General features: G+C 49.9%; 11 protein-coding genes. 4 read left to right on the forward strand and 7 right to left on the reverse strand.

Annotation, left to right across the window (positions count from 1 at the left end; all coding sequences use genetic code 11):
• Positions 1 to 36: 36 nt before the first annotated feature.
• The 3 genes from ABJU74_RS11615 to ABJU74_RS11625 form a co-directional block, all read right to left on the reverse strand.
• Positions 37 to 249: a zinc-finger domain-containing protein gene (locus ABJU74_RS11615; protein ID WP_348384376.1), complete on the reverse strand. Its 213-nt coding sequence runs from the start codon at positions 247 to 249 to the stop codon at positions 37 to 39.
• A 90-nt stretch (positions 250 to 339) separates the two neighbouring features.
• Entirely contained in the window at positions 340 to 882 is a 543-nt protein-coding gene (locus tag ABJU74_RS11620; protein ID WP_348384377.1) for a DUF4402 domain-containing protein, read from the reverse strand.
• Positions 883 to 985: 103 nt separating this feature from the next.
• Positions 986 to 1,531, reverse strand: coding sequence for a DUF4402 domain-containing protein (locus ABJU74_RS11625; protein ID WP_348384378.1), 546 nt, complete (start codon positions 1,529 to 1,531; stop codon positions 986 to 988).
• Between the two features lie 136 nt (positions 1,532 to 1,667).
• Between ABJU74_RS11625 and ABJU74_RS11630 the strand changes: the two genes are divergently transcribed.
• Positions 1,668 to 2,603, forward strand: a complete 936-nt coding sequence (locus ABJU74_RS11630; RefSeq protein ID WP_348384379.1) for an ABC transporter ATP-binding protein — start codon at positions 1,668 to 1,670, stop codon at positions 2,601 to 2,603.
• Positions 2,600 to 4,192: an L-aspartate oxidase gene (nadB, locus tag ABJU74_RS11635; RefSeq protein WP_348384380.1), complete on the forward strand. Its 1,593-nt coding sequence runs from the start codon at positions 2,600 to 2,602 to the stop codon at positions 4,190 to 4,192. The genes ABJU74_RS11630 and nadB overlap by 4 nt, the downstream gene beginning before the upstream one ends.
• A gap of 87 nt (positions 4,193 to 4,279) precedes the next feature.
• Here the strand turns inward: nadB and ABJU74_RS11640 are convergent, their stop codons facing one another.
• On the reverse strand, positions 4,280 to 4,891 hold the full coding sequence (locus ABJU74_RS11640; RefSeq protein WP_348384381.1) for a PEPxxWA-CTERM sorting domain-containing protein: 612 nt from the start codon (positions 4,889 to 4,891) through the stop codon (positions 4,280 to 4,282).
• A gap of 220 nt (positions 4,892 to 5,111) precedes the next feature.
• Positions 5,112 to 7,301, reverse strand: coding sequence for an acylase (locus ABJU74_RS11645; protein ID WP_348384382.1), 2,190 nt, complete (start codon positions 7,299 to 7,301; stop codon positions 5,112 to 5,114).
• Positions 7,302 to 7,530: 229 nt separating this feature from the next.
• Between ABJU74_RS11645 and clpB the strand changes: the two genes are divergently transcribed.
• Positions 7,531 to 10,128: an ATP-dependent chaperone ClpB gene (clpB, locus tag ABJU74_RS11650; RefSeq protein WP_348384383.1), complete on the forward strand. Its 2,598-nt coding sequence runs from the start codon at positions 7,531 to 7,533 to the stop codon at positions 10,126 to 10,128.
• Between the two features lie 37 nt (positions 10,129 to 10,165).
• Positions 10,166 to 11,209, forward strand: coding sequence for a hypothetical protein (locus ABJU74_RS11655; RefSeq protein ID WP_348384384.1), 1,044 nt, complete (start codon positions 10,166 to 10,168; stop codon positions 11,207 to 11,209).
• Positions 11,210 to 11,225: 16 nt separating this feature from the next.
• Here the strand turns inward: ABJU74_RS11655 and ABJU74_RS11660 are convergent, their stop codons facing one another.
• Positions 11,226 to 11,531 carry a hypothetical protein gene (locus ABJU74_RS11660; RefSeq protein WP_348384385.1) on the reverse strand — a complete coding sequence of 102 codons (306 nt, stop codon included), beginning with the start codon at positions 11,529 to 11,531 and terminating at the stop codon, positions 11,226 to 11,228.
• A gap of 248 nt (positions 11,532 to 11,779) precedes the next feature.
• The gene (locus tag ABJU74_RS11665; RefSeq protein ID WP_348384386.1) at positions 11,780 to 14,806 is read right to left on the reverse strand and encodes a TonB-dependent receptor; all 3,027 of its coding nucleotides are present in this window, start codon (positions 14,804 to 14,806) and stop codon (positions 11,780 to 11,782) included.
• Positions 14,807 to 14,926: the final 120 nt, after the last annotated feature.

Genomic DNA, 14,926 nt, shown 5'->3' on the forward strand with positions numbered 1-14,926 from the left:
CCCCCTAAGTCAGATTATTCGGTGCTGCCGCGGATGCTATGCTGAAGAGATTGGGTCGGCGGCAACATCAGCCGGGCCTCCGGCGAGGATGAAACGGCGATCGCAATAGCCGCAATCCACATATCCTTTTTCATCAATTTCGAGCCAAACACGCGGATGGCCGAGGGCTGCGCCGCCCGGAATATCGGACGCACCGTCACAAGCGTTGCGTCTTTTCGATGTTCTTACAATTTCTCGTGTATCGCTCATGCCGGGGAATTAGCAATAGTGCTGGTCCAGCGCAATATCTTCCGCACCATTATTCTGTTTGATTTTGTACGATATTACTCGGCCGTCTCGTTACAGATAGTCAACCGTCATTGTGAACGTACCGTCATATACGCCGGGCTCCTGATCCGCGCTGACATTCAAACGACCACCAACGGTCAATTGATAAATACCAAGCGTACCCAAAAAGCCGCGAACAAAGGTGCTGAAATTCCGATTGCCATTGCCAATTGCCATCTGGTCTACCGACATATTGTCAGATCCATTGGAGTGCGTGACAGTCATCGTGCCGGGAATAGAGATTTCTACAATTTGGTTCGGGCCACCATAGATAATAAACGCGCCGCGTCCGGAAGCGCCGCCGGCCAAGGTCACACCGCCTGTGCTGGTGCGATTGCCGTTGCGTGTATCAATGAATACAGAACCGGGAACGGGCGAAGGAATTGCCTTGCCGAAATCAAAATCGGCGATGTTCACCACCGATAGCGGCCCAATGGTCACCGCTCTGGCTTCGGCGTCCGCTGTTTGAGCCATCGCTGCCGGTGCACTCGTCATACCCACGAGTATCATCAACAAACAGCCGATCATTCGAGAAATAAATTGGTCTTTGGTCATTTTTTTTACTCACTACCCACGATTTACATTGCTAACGGCAAAATCTAAACATTCGCCTATGCGACATGATTAATCCCCATTAACCTTGCCTTGCAGCATTTCCTTATTGATACTCCACGGTCACATCAAACGTCCCGCGATAGACGCCGGCCGCCTGATTGGCGCCGATTCTTATCTGACCGCCGACGAGGTAAGTCGCCTCACCGGCAGCGTTTAGTCTTTTGCGCCGTCCGTTAAATCGGAAGCGGTTTATGCGCATGGTTTCACTGCCTCCATCCCGAGAGATGAAAATCCGGTTTTGGCCCCTGGTGATGATAACCCTCAATAACGGTGTACCGGTCACGGTGAACGAGGCCGCCTGGTGCCCGCTTCCGATTGCCGTGGCATCACCATTGCGTTGATTGAGATTGCCATTGCGGGGATTTAACCGAAATAAACTCCGGGTCGTTCCAGCAACAAAATCACCAAAATCGAGATCGGCATTTTTGGTTATTTCAATGGCCCGATTCACGACGGCATTGACATCACCAGTGGAAGATTGCGCTCGCGCAGGTTGCGCCAGCCCAGCACCGATCATCACGCAAAGCAAGAAAATTGCACGCGCAATAAAGGGCTTAACAGCCTGTTTCTGGTCCTTAAACTGTTCCACATTGCCGAAATTAGCGAACAGAGACCAAAGAACCGTTTAATATTGTCCCTAAATTTTTCTTAAGCCCTGTCACATTCCGTATCGTCTGGCGCGCAAAGCCTTTGATTGTGGGGGATAAGATGGTTATGCGTTTGCCATGACCCAAGCAGCAATTTCTATCGATCAGCTCTCCAAAACCTATGCCGGGGGGAAAAAGGCGCTCGACAATGTGTCCTTTGACGTAAAGCGGGGCGAAATATTCGGCCTGCTGGGCCCCAATGGCGCCGGTAAATCAACGCTGATCAATATTTTGTCGGGTATGGTCAGCAAGTCTGGCGGCACGGCCAATATCTGGGGGTTTGATATTGATGCCGACCATCGCAATGCCAAAGCATCTATTGGTATTGTCCCGCAGGAAATTATGTTTGATCCATTTTTCACTCCTGCGGAATCATTGGAAGTCGTAGCCGGACTTTATGGCATTAAAAAATCGGAACGCCGAACAATGGAATTGCTTCGAGCGGTCCATCTCGAAGACAAAGCCGATGCTTATTCCAGGACGCTTTCCGGCGGCATGAAACGGCGGTTGCTCGTCGCCAAAGCAATGGTCCATTCCCCGCCGATTTTGGTTCTTGATGAACCTACCGCCGGGGTGGATATCGAATTGCGCCAGCAATTGTGGGAATATGTTGAACAGCTCAACAAATCCGGCGTCACAATCGTTTTGACGACTCACTATCTCGAAGAAGCTGAAAATCTTTGTGACCGAATTGCCATTATCAATCATGGCAAACTGATCGCATTGAAAACAACACCTGAACTCGTCGATATGGCACGAGAAAAATTGGTAGAACTGACATTGGACCGCGATATTTCTCAAGAGTCCGATGCTGTCACCTTTGCCGACGATCAGTTTTTGAAAGCAGAGATTATTGGCCCGCGCACCGTTGCTGTCACTTATAATAAGGATCGCACCAATGCAGGCGGCGTAATGGAAGCGGTTCAGAAACGCGGCTATCAAATTGTCGATGTGACAACCCGGGAAGCAGATCTGGAAGATGTCTTCCTCAATCTAACGCGCAAAGCCGCATGAAGCAGTTTGATGTCATTATTGTCGGTTCCGGAGCCGCAGGACTGAGCGCGGCTATAACTTTAGCCAGAACCCACAAAGTGTTGGTTTTAGCCAAAGGCGAATTGGCCAGCGGCTCTACCGCTTGGGCGCAAGGCGGCATCGCTGCTGTATTGGATGCCGGTGATACTTTTGAAAATCACATTAACGACACAATGGTCGCTGGCGCTGGCCTCAACCGCCGAGAAACGGTGGAATTTGTTGTAGAAAATGCTCCGGCGGCCATTGAGCGACTGGTGGAAATGGGCGTGCCTTTTAACAAAGAGGAAGAAGCCCTTCATCTCACTCGAGAGGGCGGCCATAGCCATAGACGCATTGTTCATGTCGATGATGCTACCGGCTGGGCTGTGCAAGACGCGCTTCAAAAAACCGCCGCGGCGCATCCCAATATTAGCTTGCAACCGCATATGGTTGCTATTGATCTGATTGCCGATCGTCATGCCGAAAAACCCGATGGTTCGGAAAATATCTGGGGCGTCTATGCGCTGAATAACAAATCCGGTCATGTTGAAACACTCACGGCCCGCGCCACTATTATGGCCAGCGGCGGAGCTGGGCGGACCTATTTATTTTCTACCGCTCCGCGCGGCGCCACTGGCGATGGTATCGCTATGGCCTGGCGTGCAGGCGCGCGTGTTTCAAACATGGAAATGATGCAGTTTCATCCAACATGTCTGTACAATCTGGACGTCAAAAACTTCCTGATCACCGAGGCTGTGCGCGGAGAAGGCGGTCATTTGAAACTACCCCCTGGGGTGCAGGATGGCGGTGAACGCTATATGCATCGGTTTGATCCGAAAAGAATGGAACTGGCCCCGCGCGATATTGTCGCACGCGCCAATGACCATGAGATAAAACGGCTTGGTCTCGATTATGTCCATCTCGATATTTCCCATCATGAACCGGAATTTGTGAAACATCATTTCCCCAATATTTATGACAAGCTGATCGGACTAGGCATTGATATGACGCGGGAGCCAATCCCGGTTGTTCCGGCCCAACATTATACCTGCGGCGGGATCTTGATTGATTTGCATGGGCGGACCGATAAGCCGGGCCTCTATGCTGCTGGCGAAGCAAGCGAAAGTGGGTTGCATGGAGCCAATCGGCTAGCATCAAACAGTTTGCTGGAATGCTTTGTTTTTGGCGACGCGGCGGCCCGAGATATTGCCAAACATTGGGACACCATGCCTGAACCACCAACCATTCGACCCTGGGATGAAAGTCGCGTCACCGACAGTGACGAAGAGGTTGTGATCAAGCAGACTTGGACCGAAATTCGGCGCTTCATGTGGAATTATGTCGGTATTGTCCGAACCACAAAGCGTCTTGAACGGGCACGCAATCGCATTGATTTGCTTCGCGAAGAAGTCGAAGAATATTACGGCCATTTCCGCGTCACGCAGGACTTAATCGAATTGCGCAACTTGATTGAAGTGGCGGACCTGATCGTAAAATCGGCATTGGCGCGCAAAGAAAGTCGGGGACTACACTATATTACCGATTTTCCGGAGCTACTTGACGAGGCGGTCGATACCGTTTTGGAACCATAATAACTAAAACAAGCTTACAAAAACGAGCAAAAAAAATCCTGCCGAAACCAATCGGCAGGACTTTGAATTTGACCGTAGCGACAGGAGTTAAGCGTAGCTCACTGTCACTTTTGTTTTTCTCCGCCGCATAGCGCCGCCGACAAGGCCGAATCCGAAAATCATCATAGCCCAAGTGGTCGGTTCAGGAACCGCACCGACATTCCCGAGAAGACTGACATAGTCAACGCTGAAACCGTCTCCACCAGAACTTGCAATAGTCACGGTATTATCAGCCAAAAGTGATCCATCGGCGATAGCAAATGTATAGGTCAATACTTCTTGAAACCCGTTGGCGTTGTTATTTTGTGGAAGCATCCCAATAGAAATACCGTTGACCAGTATATCGTAGCCGCTGCCAACATCGGCAATACCAGCAATCCGAAATTCCAGACTCAGTCCGGTTCCGCCAGCAAATGCTAGCGAATAGGTCGGATTGTTAAAAGCATCCCATTCATCTGTGAACATGGGATCACCAGCGGTTGCGTTGCTGGTGAAGAAAGTACCGCCCAAATCATCCCGCCAAAGCGAACCATCCGCACAGCTCATACTCAATCCGAAACAGTCATCATCGCCCGCCATCGCCAAAACCGCAGCCTGTGACGGTGTCGCCATACTTAAAGCTGAAACAGCAGTAGCAGACGCCAGCAGAAATTTTTTCATCTTAGAATTCCTATTCATCAATAATTGCACCGAACTCCCGGCGGAGTCCCGACAATATGTAATCTTAAAAATTGCTGACCCTGGTTCAGACCGCTGCAGTCGCAGCGTTCAAAACGTAAACTTTTCGTAAAGCATATCTTCACAGATTGCAAGATAACCGCAAAGCCGACCAGCGCGGGCTATTTCTAGGCATTGTCTCCGATATCAAGCTATCGGTTCATTAAGGGTTTACGGCCGTGCCCACGACCTTCTCACTCGCTTTGTTTTTTTCAAGTTCAACCGGGTCAAACAGAACCGGCTTCAACTTCTTGTCGACAAAAAGCTGCATTTGATCTGTATAATGCGGGCTTTCTGGGCGTGTCGTAGCAGCCCCAAAAGGTTGGATCGATCGCGACGTTACCACCCCTGCTTTGTCCCATTCGACAAACATTACGAAACTATCGCCATGACGGACCGACAGACGGCCATCATCTTCAACATCCCATAAAGTCGATGCCCGGATCGTATCATTGCCACCATCAATCGGAAGGTCGACATTTCCTTGGCGCAACCGCAAGACTTCAAGCATGGGCGGATCAACTCTACCAAAATATTGATTTAAGTGGTCCACCGTTTCGGTCAATATTTCCAGTGGATCAGGCTTTTCTCCTCGCCGGTAATGCGATTTATTGGCCGGACGCAAAACCATCAGAGCCAAAGCGTCGGCCGGCCCTTCTCCATCCAGATCCCAATCCCATTGTCCCAATAAGTTTTGCGCCGTTTCATAGTCGCTCCCCGCCGGCACATCCAAAGCAGCAATCTGGTCCAACCAAGCCTTGGCATATCCGCGCTTCACATAGGCCGTATCATATTTGAGTTTCCGAATTTCCGCTTCGCCAATTTTGTCGAAACTCTCCAATATGTCGATCGACCGCATGGACCGATTGGTCTCGTCATCTTCGATGCCCATAAGCGGTGAAAACGTCTCGCGGTTCAGTTCATCTCTTGGACCAGCGGCAACATATGGCGTGTTGTTGGCGTTCATCACATAACCAGAGGCCGGATTGATCAGGGCAGGAACGCGTGTAAATGGTAGCGTTTTCTGCCATACAGCGTTGCTATTGTCCCCCGGCAATACCGTGCGCCAATCAAAACCCGGCGCGCGATCTGGAAACATGGCGTTATAAAACAGACCGATATTGCCCTTGGCGTCGGCATAAATAAAATTGGTTGCCGGAACGCCCTGACCCGCCATTGCCGCCTGCCACGCATCAAAATCCTGTGCTTTGTTAATCCTATAATATTGCGTCAGCATATCAAGCTGATCCATACCCGCATAACGTAAGGCATAACCGCCCTGATCATTGATGATCACCGGCCCATGAATGGATCGATAAACCATTTGCGGATAGGGAATGACAAAGGGTCCATATTTGATTTTCAACCAAATGCGCTTTTTTTCAAGCGGCAGCCACTCATCATCATATTTATAGGCGTTGCGTTTTTCGTTTAGGGTAAGCTTGTAAATGTCGATCAAATCCGGGCGGTTGACGGTATTGGTCCAACCCAGATTCTTATTGTGACCAAGGAATGGAAAAGGCGAACCCGGGAAATTGGCACCAGCAAAATCCCAACCTTCTTCGCTATGCACAACCAGTTCATACCAAGCGACATTGCCCCGCAGCGGCTGGTGAGAATTTGAAATTAGGCGTGTTTTATCATCACTCGACCGAGCAGGGGCAACCGCGTAGGCATTGGATCCATTTTCATCCGGATCGGAGCCAACCGGCGTCATGATCTTGTCGTCACTCAGCGGATGAACGGTCCGGTTTTCGATTGGAACAGATAAGCTCGGCCCGCCTTCACGCCGCAACGGTTTCCCTTCAGTCAGCGCCTGGATCGGACCATTTAACCCAAAGAAAAATGGGGATCGCAAAGCAAAACCAGCCGCTATGTCCCGTCCGTTCACCGGAAATAGTTTCGCCAAACTAATCTCACCCGGATGCTCCTCAGCATAAGCATTTAAACCAGAGGCATATCCATCGAGAACCGCTCTTACATCCGCTGGTAACTCGTCATATTTTCGTTTCACTGTGCCTTCGACATCCAGCAAAGCCGCGACATAATCGATAGGGGCACCTTCAGCACCATTTAAAGTGGCCATCCGACCCCTGGTCATCGCGGTGACTTCTTGCAAGGTTTGGAAGTCATCCTCCGCATGGGCATAAGCAACACCATAAGCGACATCTGCATCGGTTTTCCCAAAAATATGGGGCACGCCGAAATTGTCCCTTACAATCCGCGCCTCATAAGTTTTTTCTGGCGGTGGGGTGACAGTTGATACGCTCATCGGCTCCCAAATAGCCAGGCCGATCGTTCCCAATATAACGAGGATCAGCAAGCCTATTCCGAAACGTTTGAGCAGTTTCATTTCATTTCCCTTTTCTATGGCAATCAGCCTTGCCCTTTGCATTGCTCTTGCGCAAAGTTGCAACCATGGTCAACCGGGTAGCCACCCAATCACGACATGCACAAAGGATAGAATACGCCCCAAAGCAGACAACCAATTTGAACTTTCTAACAATTATTTATCCCCTTCCCTTGTGTGATAAAATTATCACGCCATATCGGATGGGAACGAGGAATGAGGAAACGGGACTATGAATCTCGAAAAATTTACGGATCGCGCTAAAGGTTTTTTGCAATCTGCGCAAACAGTTGCGATCCGGATGAACCACCAACAGATCACCGCAGCACATTTGCTTAAGGCGTTGTTAGAAGACGATCAAGGCATGGCGACTGGTCTGATCACTAAAGCCAGCGGCGATGCTAAAAAGGCCCATGCCGATGTGGATGCAGCGCTGGATAAAATCCCTGCGGTTTCTGGCAGCGGAGCGCAACAAACGCCGGGCCTCAACAATGACGCCGTCCGGGTACTGGATCAAGCAGAGCAAGTGGCAGAAAAGGCCGGCGACAGCTTCGTGACAGTAGAACGGCTATTGCTGGCGTTGACACTCTCCAAAGATACCGCCGCCGGCAAAGCGCTGACCAATGCCGGTGTAACTCCCGATGCTTTAAACAGCGCGATCAACGACTTGCGTGGCGGACGGACTGCCGATACTTCCTCGGCTGAAGATCGCTATGATGCGATGAAGAAATTCGCGCGCGACCTCACCGAAGCGGCACGCGACGGTAAAATGGACCCCGTCATTGGGCGCGATGAGGAAATTCGGCGTACCATCCAGATACTGGCTCGCCGCACCAAGAATAATCCCGTCTTGATTGGAGAACCCGGCGTCGGGAAAACAGCGATAGCAGAAGGCTTAGCGCTCCGCATTGCCAATGGCGATGTACCCGATAGCTTAAAGGATCGCCGTCTCATGTCCCTTGATATGGGAGCCCTGATAGCGGGCGCAAAATATCGCGGTGAATTTGAAGAGCGGTTAAAAGGCGTGCTCGATGAAGTGCGCGGTGCTGACGGAGAGATTATTTTATTCATCGACGAAATGCACACGCTCATTGGTGCTGGCGCTTCGGAAGGCGCTATGGATGCAAGCAATTTACTCAAGCCGGCACTTGCGCGTGGGGAATTGCATTGTATCGGCGCCACGACCCTCGATGAATATCAAAAACATGTCGAAAAAGACCCCGCTTTGCAGCGCCGCTTCCAACCTGTGGTAATCGGCGAACCGACCGTTGAAGATACAATATCGATTTTGCGCGGATTGAAAGAAAAATATGAACTCCACCACGGCGTCCGAATAACCGATGGCGCCTTGGTCAGTGCGGCGACTTTGTCTCATCGCTATATTTCCGACCGGTTTTTGCCCGATAAGGCCATTGATTTGATGGATGAGGCGGCGTCGCGCATCCGTATGGAAGTCGAATCAAAACCAGAAGAAATCGAGACGCTAGATCGCCGGATTATTCAGCTCAAGATCGAGCGCGAAGCCTTGTCCAAAGAAAGCGACGATGCGTCAAAAAGCCGCCTTGAAACGCTGGAAAAAGAGCTGGCTGAACTAGAGCAAGAATCCACGGAATTGACGACGCGTTGGCAAGGCGAGAAAGATAAAATTCATGCTGAAGCCCATGTCAAAGAGGAGCTCGATGCAGCGAGGCTCGAACTCGAACAAGCCGAACGAGCCGGCGATCTCGCCAAAGCCGGAGAGTTGAGCTACGGTAAAATTCCTGATCTTGAAAAGAAACTCGAGCAAGCGGGAGACGCCACTGAAGGCGCCATGCTGCGTGAGGAAGTGGTCAGTGAAGATATTGCATCCGTCGTATCCCGATGGACCGGCATTCCCGTGGACAAGATGCTCGAAGGAGAACGGGAAAAGCTGCTTGCGATGGAAGAAATTATCGGCAAGCGTGTGATTGGCCAAAAAGACGCAATTGAAGCCGTGTCGTCGGCTGTCCGCCGGTCGCGGGCGGGATTACAGGATCCCAACAGGCCATTGGGAAGCTTTCTGTTCCTTGGGCCCACAGGAGTAGGTAAAACAGAGCTTACCAAAGCTTTGGCCGGATTTCTATTTGACGATGACCAAGCGATGGTCCGCATTGATATGTCGGAATTTATGGAGAAACATAGCGTTGCTCGTCTCATTGGCGCGCCTCCCGGCTATGTCGGTTATGAAGAAGGTGGTGTGCTAACCGAAGCCGTCCGCCGACGCCCTTATCAGGTCATCCTCTTTGACGAGGTGGAAAAAGCACATGGCGACGTATTTAACGTTTTGCTGCAAGTGCTTGATGACGGACATTTGACCGACGGCCAAGGACGCAAAGTCGATTTTTCCAATACGTTGATCATTCTGACTTCCAATTTAGGCAGCCAATATATGGCCAATTTGAAGGATAACGAGAAAGTAAAGGATGTCGAACCACAGGTGATGGAAGTTGTCCGTGGCCATTTTCGTCCAGAATTCCTCAATCGGTTGGATGAGATCATATTATTTCATCGCTTGGCCGAAGAACATATGGCACCCATAGTCGAAATTCAGGTGGCTCGTGTCCAAAAACTACTCAAAGACCGCAAGATTATCCTCGATTTGACCGATGCCGCCAAAAGATGGCTCGGCCGCGTGGGCTATGATCCGGTTTATGGCGCAAGGCCGTTAAAACGGGCGATTCAGAAATATTTGCAAGATCCTTTGGCCGACAAGATATTACGCGGTCAGGTTCCGGATAACAGCACTGTGGATATTGATGAGGGAGACGGCGCGTTAAAAATGGCGACGACAGCGTCTCAGGCCGAAGGTTGATCTTGCACCCGTTGTCGATCTTGGGCAGATAACGCTTATGATCGAAACGGTGCAACAAAATGATATTTTGGCCGATGCCAGCTATTTGGCTCATCGCTACGACGAAATAAATGATGCGATAAGATTTCTGTCGGTTCCGCGCGAAGTACATCGGCAATGCACATTCATCACCGATGAACATTTGCCCAATATTGATCGATTCAAAACAATAAAACGATCCGAGCTTGCTGGAGCCACATTCGACACCAAACCGGCCCATTTTATCTTTCACTCTGCTTATTGCTGCTCAACAATGCTCGCCCGCGCATTTGACATTGAACGAATATCCATGGGGCTGAAGGAGCCAGTGTTCCTCAACGATATGATCGGTTGGCGCCGACGAGGAGCTAATCCGAGCACCCAGCGAAAGGTGCTCAATCAAGGATTGGATTTATTGTCACGCCCGTTTGGTGACGATCAATCGATCATCATCAAACCATCCAATATTTGCAATCCGCTGGCGATTGATATGTTGCAAATGCGCCCGGATTCGAAAGCTTTACTGCTCTACGCCCCGATTGAGGGCTTTTTAAAATCTATTGCCAAAAAGGAAATGTGGGGCCGTATCTGGGTTCGCAATGTATTGCTTGGGACTTTAAAAGATGGCTATGCCATTGGCGACTTCAATCAGGACGAGTGGTTACAGCTCACGGACTTGCAAGTGGCTGCGATCATATGGCTGTCGCAACATGCGCTCTTTTCGAAAATTATAGAAACAATCGGCGCAGACCGCGTCAAAACGCTAGATAGCGACACATTCCTTGCGCAATCGCCGGAAACAATTGCGGCTCTATCAGATCTCTATGGATTGGGATTGAGTCCAGAACAATTGGATGCTGTCTTGCAAGGTCCGGCCTTTACTAGCCATTCTAAAATGGATCAGGACAAACCAGGGCAGATATTTGATGCAAAAGCGCGTGATCAAGAACAGCAAAAAGTAGCTGAGCTACACGGCGCTGAAATTAATATGGTCGCCACTTGGGCTAAGGCCGTGGCCGACAATTGTGGAATAAAAATGGCTATCGGATCCAATTTAATCTGATAGCCATTTGAGCAAGTTAGTTGCTTGCGTTTTGTCCCACTTGCATATCTTCTACAAATTCCCGGGACCGTCTGCCGCCTTCACGATTGTGAGCAGCCCATTCTTTGTTCTTCATGCAAATTCTCTTTTTACGCGCCAAAGATCCAATAATTGGTTCAGAGCGGCACCGCACATAATCAGGATGACTGCGATCTGTAATTTTTTTGGGCTTCTCTTTTTTTACTTTGGAGTCTTCAGCAAAAGTCGTCGTCTCAGCCATGGCTGCGGGCGCTAACATCACGGAAGCCGCGAGCGCTGCGGCGATTGAGAGTGAATTTTTCATTGTCATTCCTTTTTAAACTAGAAGGGAGGATGGAGGATATCGGTTAAGCTGTTGTTACCACACTGTAATAAAAGCCGCTCTACGTCTGAATAATTTGAAGAAATAGTCCGTTCTATCGACGGTTTATTCTCAGTGAATCCCTCTCCATTGCCTCAACTGACGCAATTGTATCAAATGTACATATATGTGCAACGAAAAAGGGCGAGCCTTGCGGCCCGCCCTCTTCGCTTCAAATCTAATCGTTGAGATTAGAAGCTGAATTTCACACTTGCACCATAACGACGACCCAATGTGTCATACGTTGATGGGTAAACGTTACCACTGTTAAATGCGGTGGTTCCGATGTTGGAACCAACAACAGTAGGTTGGTTATCAAACAAGTTCTGAACTGTCACAGTAAGCAGAACATTTTCGCTGATATCCCATTGGCCAGTCAGATCGAAATAGCTTTCAGAAGGAATCTGCTGAAAATCTACATCGCCGAACAATGCGGTATTACCCTGGAATGCTGGGTTGTTACCACCGTTAGGACCGTTGAAAATATCAAGCGGTTCTTGCTCGGTGCTGCTCAGGTAGCGCCAGCGAAGTGACAAGCTGAACTCTTCTTCGAACGTTACGGTCGTGCGCTGCGTGAAGGTGAATTCTGGCTGGATAGAGCCACAGTTCACACTGTAGAAGCCAACACAATCGCGGTTAAGACCACCAGGGAAAGCCTGGAAAGTGTTCTTGTTGGTCCAAGTACCGTCAAAGGCGAAGTTCACTCCAATGCTGTCGGTAATGTCTGTTCCATAACGAACACTCAGGTCGATACCGTCTGTTGCGATACGTCCAAGGTTACTTTGGTTCAACAACAGTCCGCGAAGCTCGTTTGGAGCACCACTCAAACCACCAGTTGTCGGGCTACGCTCGATCAACTGACAGAATATATTGGTGTTGAAATCCAACGTGCCTGAATAACAACCATTGTTAATATCACCCACGGTCGGAGCTGACACAGCTTCGTTCACTTTAATGTTGAAGTAATCAACAGAGACCGAAAGGCCTGGAACCGCTGCAGGCTGAGCGATAAAACCAATCGTCCAGGTGTCTGCAGTTTCCGTTCCCAGATCAGGGTTACCACCAGTGGTGATGTTGATCTGTCCAGCAATTGGCTGTGGAATAGAACCAATGGTTGCCGCAGGAGCGCCCTGAGCTACACAAACAGCTGTCAATGCCGCGTTGCCAACAGGAGCAGCGCCCGCACATGGGTCAGTAGCCAAGTTTGACAAACCGGTGACAACAGGAGCGAACAGCTCACCAATATTTGGTGCGCGTGATGAACGCTGATAGTTACCACGGATAGTCAGGCCAATTACTGGCTCCCAGCTACCGCCAGCTTTCCAGGTAAACTCTGTACCAGCTGTTGAGTAGTCAGAATAACGAGCACCCAAATCGATGGTCAGGCTTTCAGCGAATGTTACGCCTTCCAACAGTGGAATAGCCAATTCACCAAACGCATCATAAACGTCATATTCACCGTTAATGTCTGGAGCAGCACCGCCACCACCAACAACTGCGCCCGGGGTTTGAGAAGCCTCATCCGACAGACGGGTTGCAGTGAAACGACGATATTCGCCACCAACAGCAAAGCTAATTGGTGTTTCTGCGATTGCGAAACCAAGATCACCAGTCAAGTTGGCGTTTACCGTAGCGATTGATGTCGTTGTGATCACTTGCTGTGTCAAACCGAAAACATAATCGATACCGTCCTGATTCAATGAACCAAGAGCACCAAAAATGTTCAATGGAGCACAAAGACCATCATTGGTTGTCGTTCCAGTTGAACCGGTTCCACAAACCGCGCCACCAGCGCCATCAGGGATTGCAATCAAAGAGTTTTGCAGACGTTCGAAACGCGCAAAACCGCTTTGACGTTGGATCCGCTCTGATTCACCGTAGGTAGCAGAGACATCCCAATTGATCGTATCTGTTACTGCACCGCGCGCACCAACAACAATGTTGAACAGCGTTGAAGTAAATGCAGAGTTCCGTGTACCGGCTTCGACCGAACGACGAGGAACCAAACCAGTTGCTTCACGATAGTCAGGGTTAACTGATCCGTCAGCAAGCGTAGCGCCAAATGGTGTAGCGATCGCCGCTGTACACTCAGCAGCTGTCAAAGCGAGCGTGCCGCAAAGACCGTTAGCAACACCAGCATTTACGAACGGGTTGTTCAAGTTAATCGCATAGTTGTTGAAGAAAGAACCGCCTGGGGCAATAATTGTTTCAACGGTCTGCTTAGAAAATGCAGCCTGCGAATAAACTTCAACAGCATCGCTAACTTCATAACGTGCGGAGCTGAAGATATTAAACCGTTCAAACGGTGTTTGGAAAATGTTGAACGGGTTAAAGTTAAATGGTCCAGCGCCACCGTTAAATCCAGGTGCAAACGTGTTATTAGCTGGATCGATTTGACCGATCAAAGCCGTACCAGTTGGTGCGCCTGCAGCGTCCAATGGGCCTTGGGCACCAAAGAACAAGTTGGCAGGAACGGAGTTACCGGAACCACCAGCGTTACCGGTGATCGAGTTTACGTTAAATACGGAAAAGTCCCGATCGCCCTGGAATACCGCGTCTTGATCTTGATAACCAACACTCAGAACAACGTTACCGCGTCCATCATCAAAATTGGCACCAATTGTAAGGTCACCACGGAAAATGTTTCCGTCGCCTTGTTCAGTGATTTGCTGCGAGAAGTTCGCTTCGATACCAGCAAAATCACGCTTGGTAACAAAGTTAACAACACCAGAAATCGCATCCGCACCATATGTGGTAGTAGCACCACCGGTCAGAATGTCGGTACGTTCAATAACCGCCAATGGGATGGAGTTAAGATCGACACGACCTGTTGTATCAGCAGGTACGAAACGACGTCCGTCCAACAATACGAGGTTACGAACAGAACCAACGCCGCGAAGGTTGACGAAGGATGAACCACCGTTACCGTTGTTCACAGCAGAACCAATGCTTGGAACAGCACTTGGCAGCTCGCGCAAGAATTGCTCAGCAGTATTGGTCTGACGCAGTTCCAACTCTTCAGAGGTCACAACGCCAACTGGGCTGGAAAGCTCAAGGTTAGGGTTACTAATACGAGAACCCGTAACAACGATGACTTCTTCGTCAGCCGCGTCCGCGTCTTGTACGTCTTGGTCCTGCGCGTGCGCAGGTGCTGAAATCATAGCGAGGCCGAGCACTACAGGTGCTGTTCCGCTCATCAGCTTCGTAAATTTTTTCATGTTATTCCAGTCCCTTATTCTGGAGGAGCAGGGCCCCCAATGGCCCGCTTCTTTGGTTGCCCGATCGAATCACACACGTTTTGGACACGCGCTAAATCCCATCGGAATGGCTGGCAGATG

The organism is Parasphingorhabdus sp. (assembly GCF_039982415.1).
GTDB lineage: Bacteria > Pseudomonadota > Alphaproteobacteria > Sphingomonadales > Sphingomonadaceae > Parasphingorhabdus.

What these genes read in the sequence shown, in the direction of transcription:
- clpB (WP_348384383.1), top strand. Translation starts at nt 7,531, where the DNA reads ATGAATCTCGAAAAATTTACGGATCGCGCTAAAGGTTTTTTGCAATCT.
- nadB (WP_348384380.1), top strand. Translation starts at nt 2,600, where the DNA reads ATGAAGCAGTTTGATGTCATTATTGTCGGTTCCGGAGCCGCAGGACTG.
- ABJU74_RS11645 (WP_348384382.1), bottom strand. Translation starts at nt 7,301, where the DNA reads ATGAAACTGCTCAAACGTTTCGGAATAGGCTTGCTGATCCTCGTTATA.
- ABJU74_RS11660 (WP_348384385.1), bottom strand. Translation starts at nt 11,531, where the DNA reads ATGAAAAATTCACTCTCAATCGCCGCAGCGCTCGCGGCTTCCGTGATG.
- ABJU74_RS11640 (WP_348384381.1), bottom strand. Translation starts at nt 4,891, where the DNA reads ATGAAAAAATTTCTGCTGGCGTCTGCTACTGCTGTTTCAGCTTTAAGT.
- ABJU74_RS11665 (WP_348384386.1), bottom strand. Translation starts at nt 14,806, where the DNA reads ATGAAAAAATTTACGAAGCTGATGAGCGGAACAGCACCTGTAGTGCTC.
- ABJU74_RS11620 (WP_348384377.1), bottom strand. Translation starts at nt 882, where the DNA reads ATGACCAAAGACCAATTTATTTCTCGAATGATCGGCTGTTTGTTGATG.
- ABJU74_RS11630 (WP_348384379.1), top strand. Translation starts at nt 1,668, where the DNA reads ATGACCCAAGCAGCAATTTCTATCGATCAGCTCTCCAAAACCTATGCC.
- ABJU74_RS11615 (WP_348384376.1), bottom strand. Translation starts at nt 249, where the DNA reads ATGAGCGATACACGAGAAATTGTAAGAACATCGAAAAGACGCAACGCT.
- ABJU74_RS11655 (WP_348384384.1), top strand. Translation starts at nt 10,166, where the DNA reads ATGATCGAAACGGTGCAACAAAATGATATTTTGGCCGATGCCAGCTAT.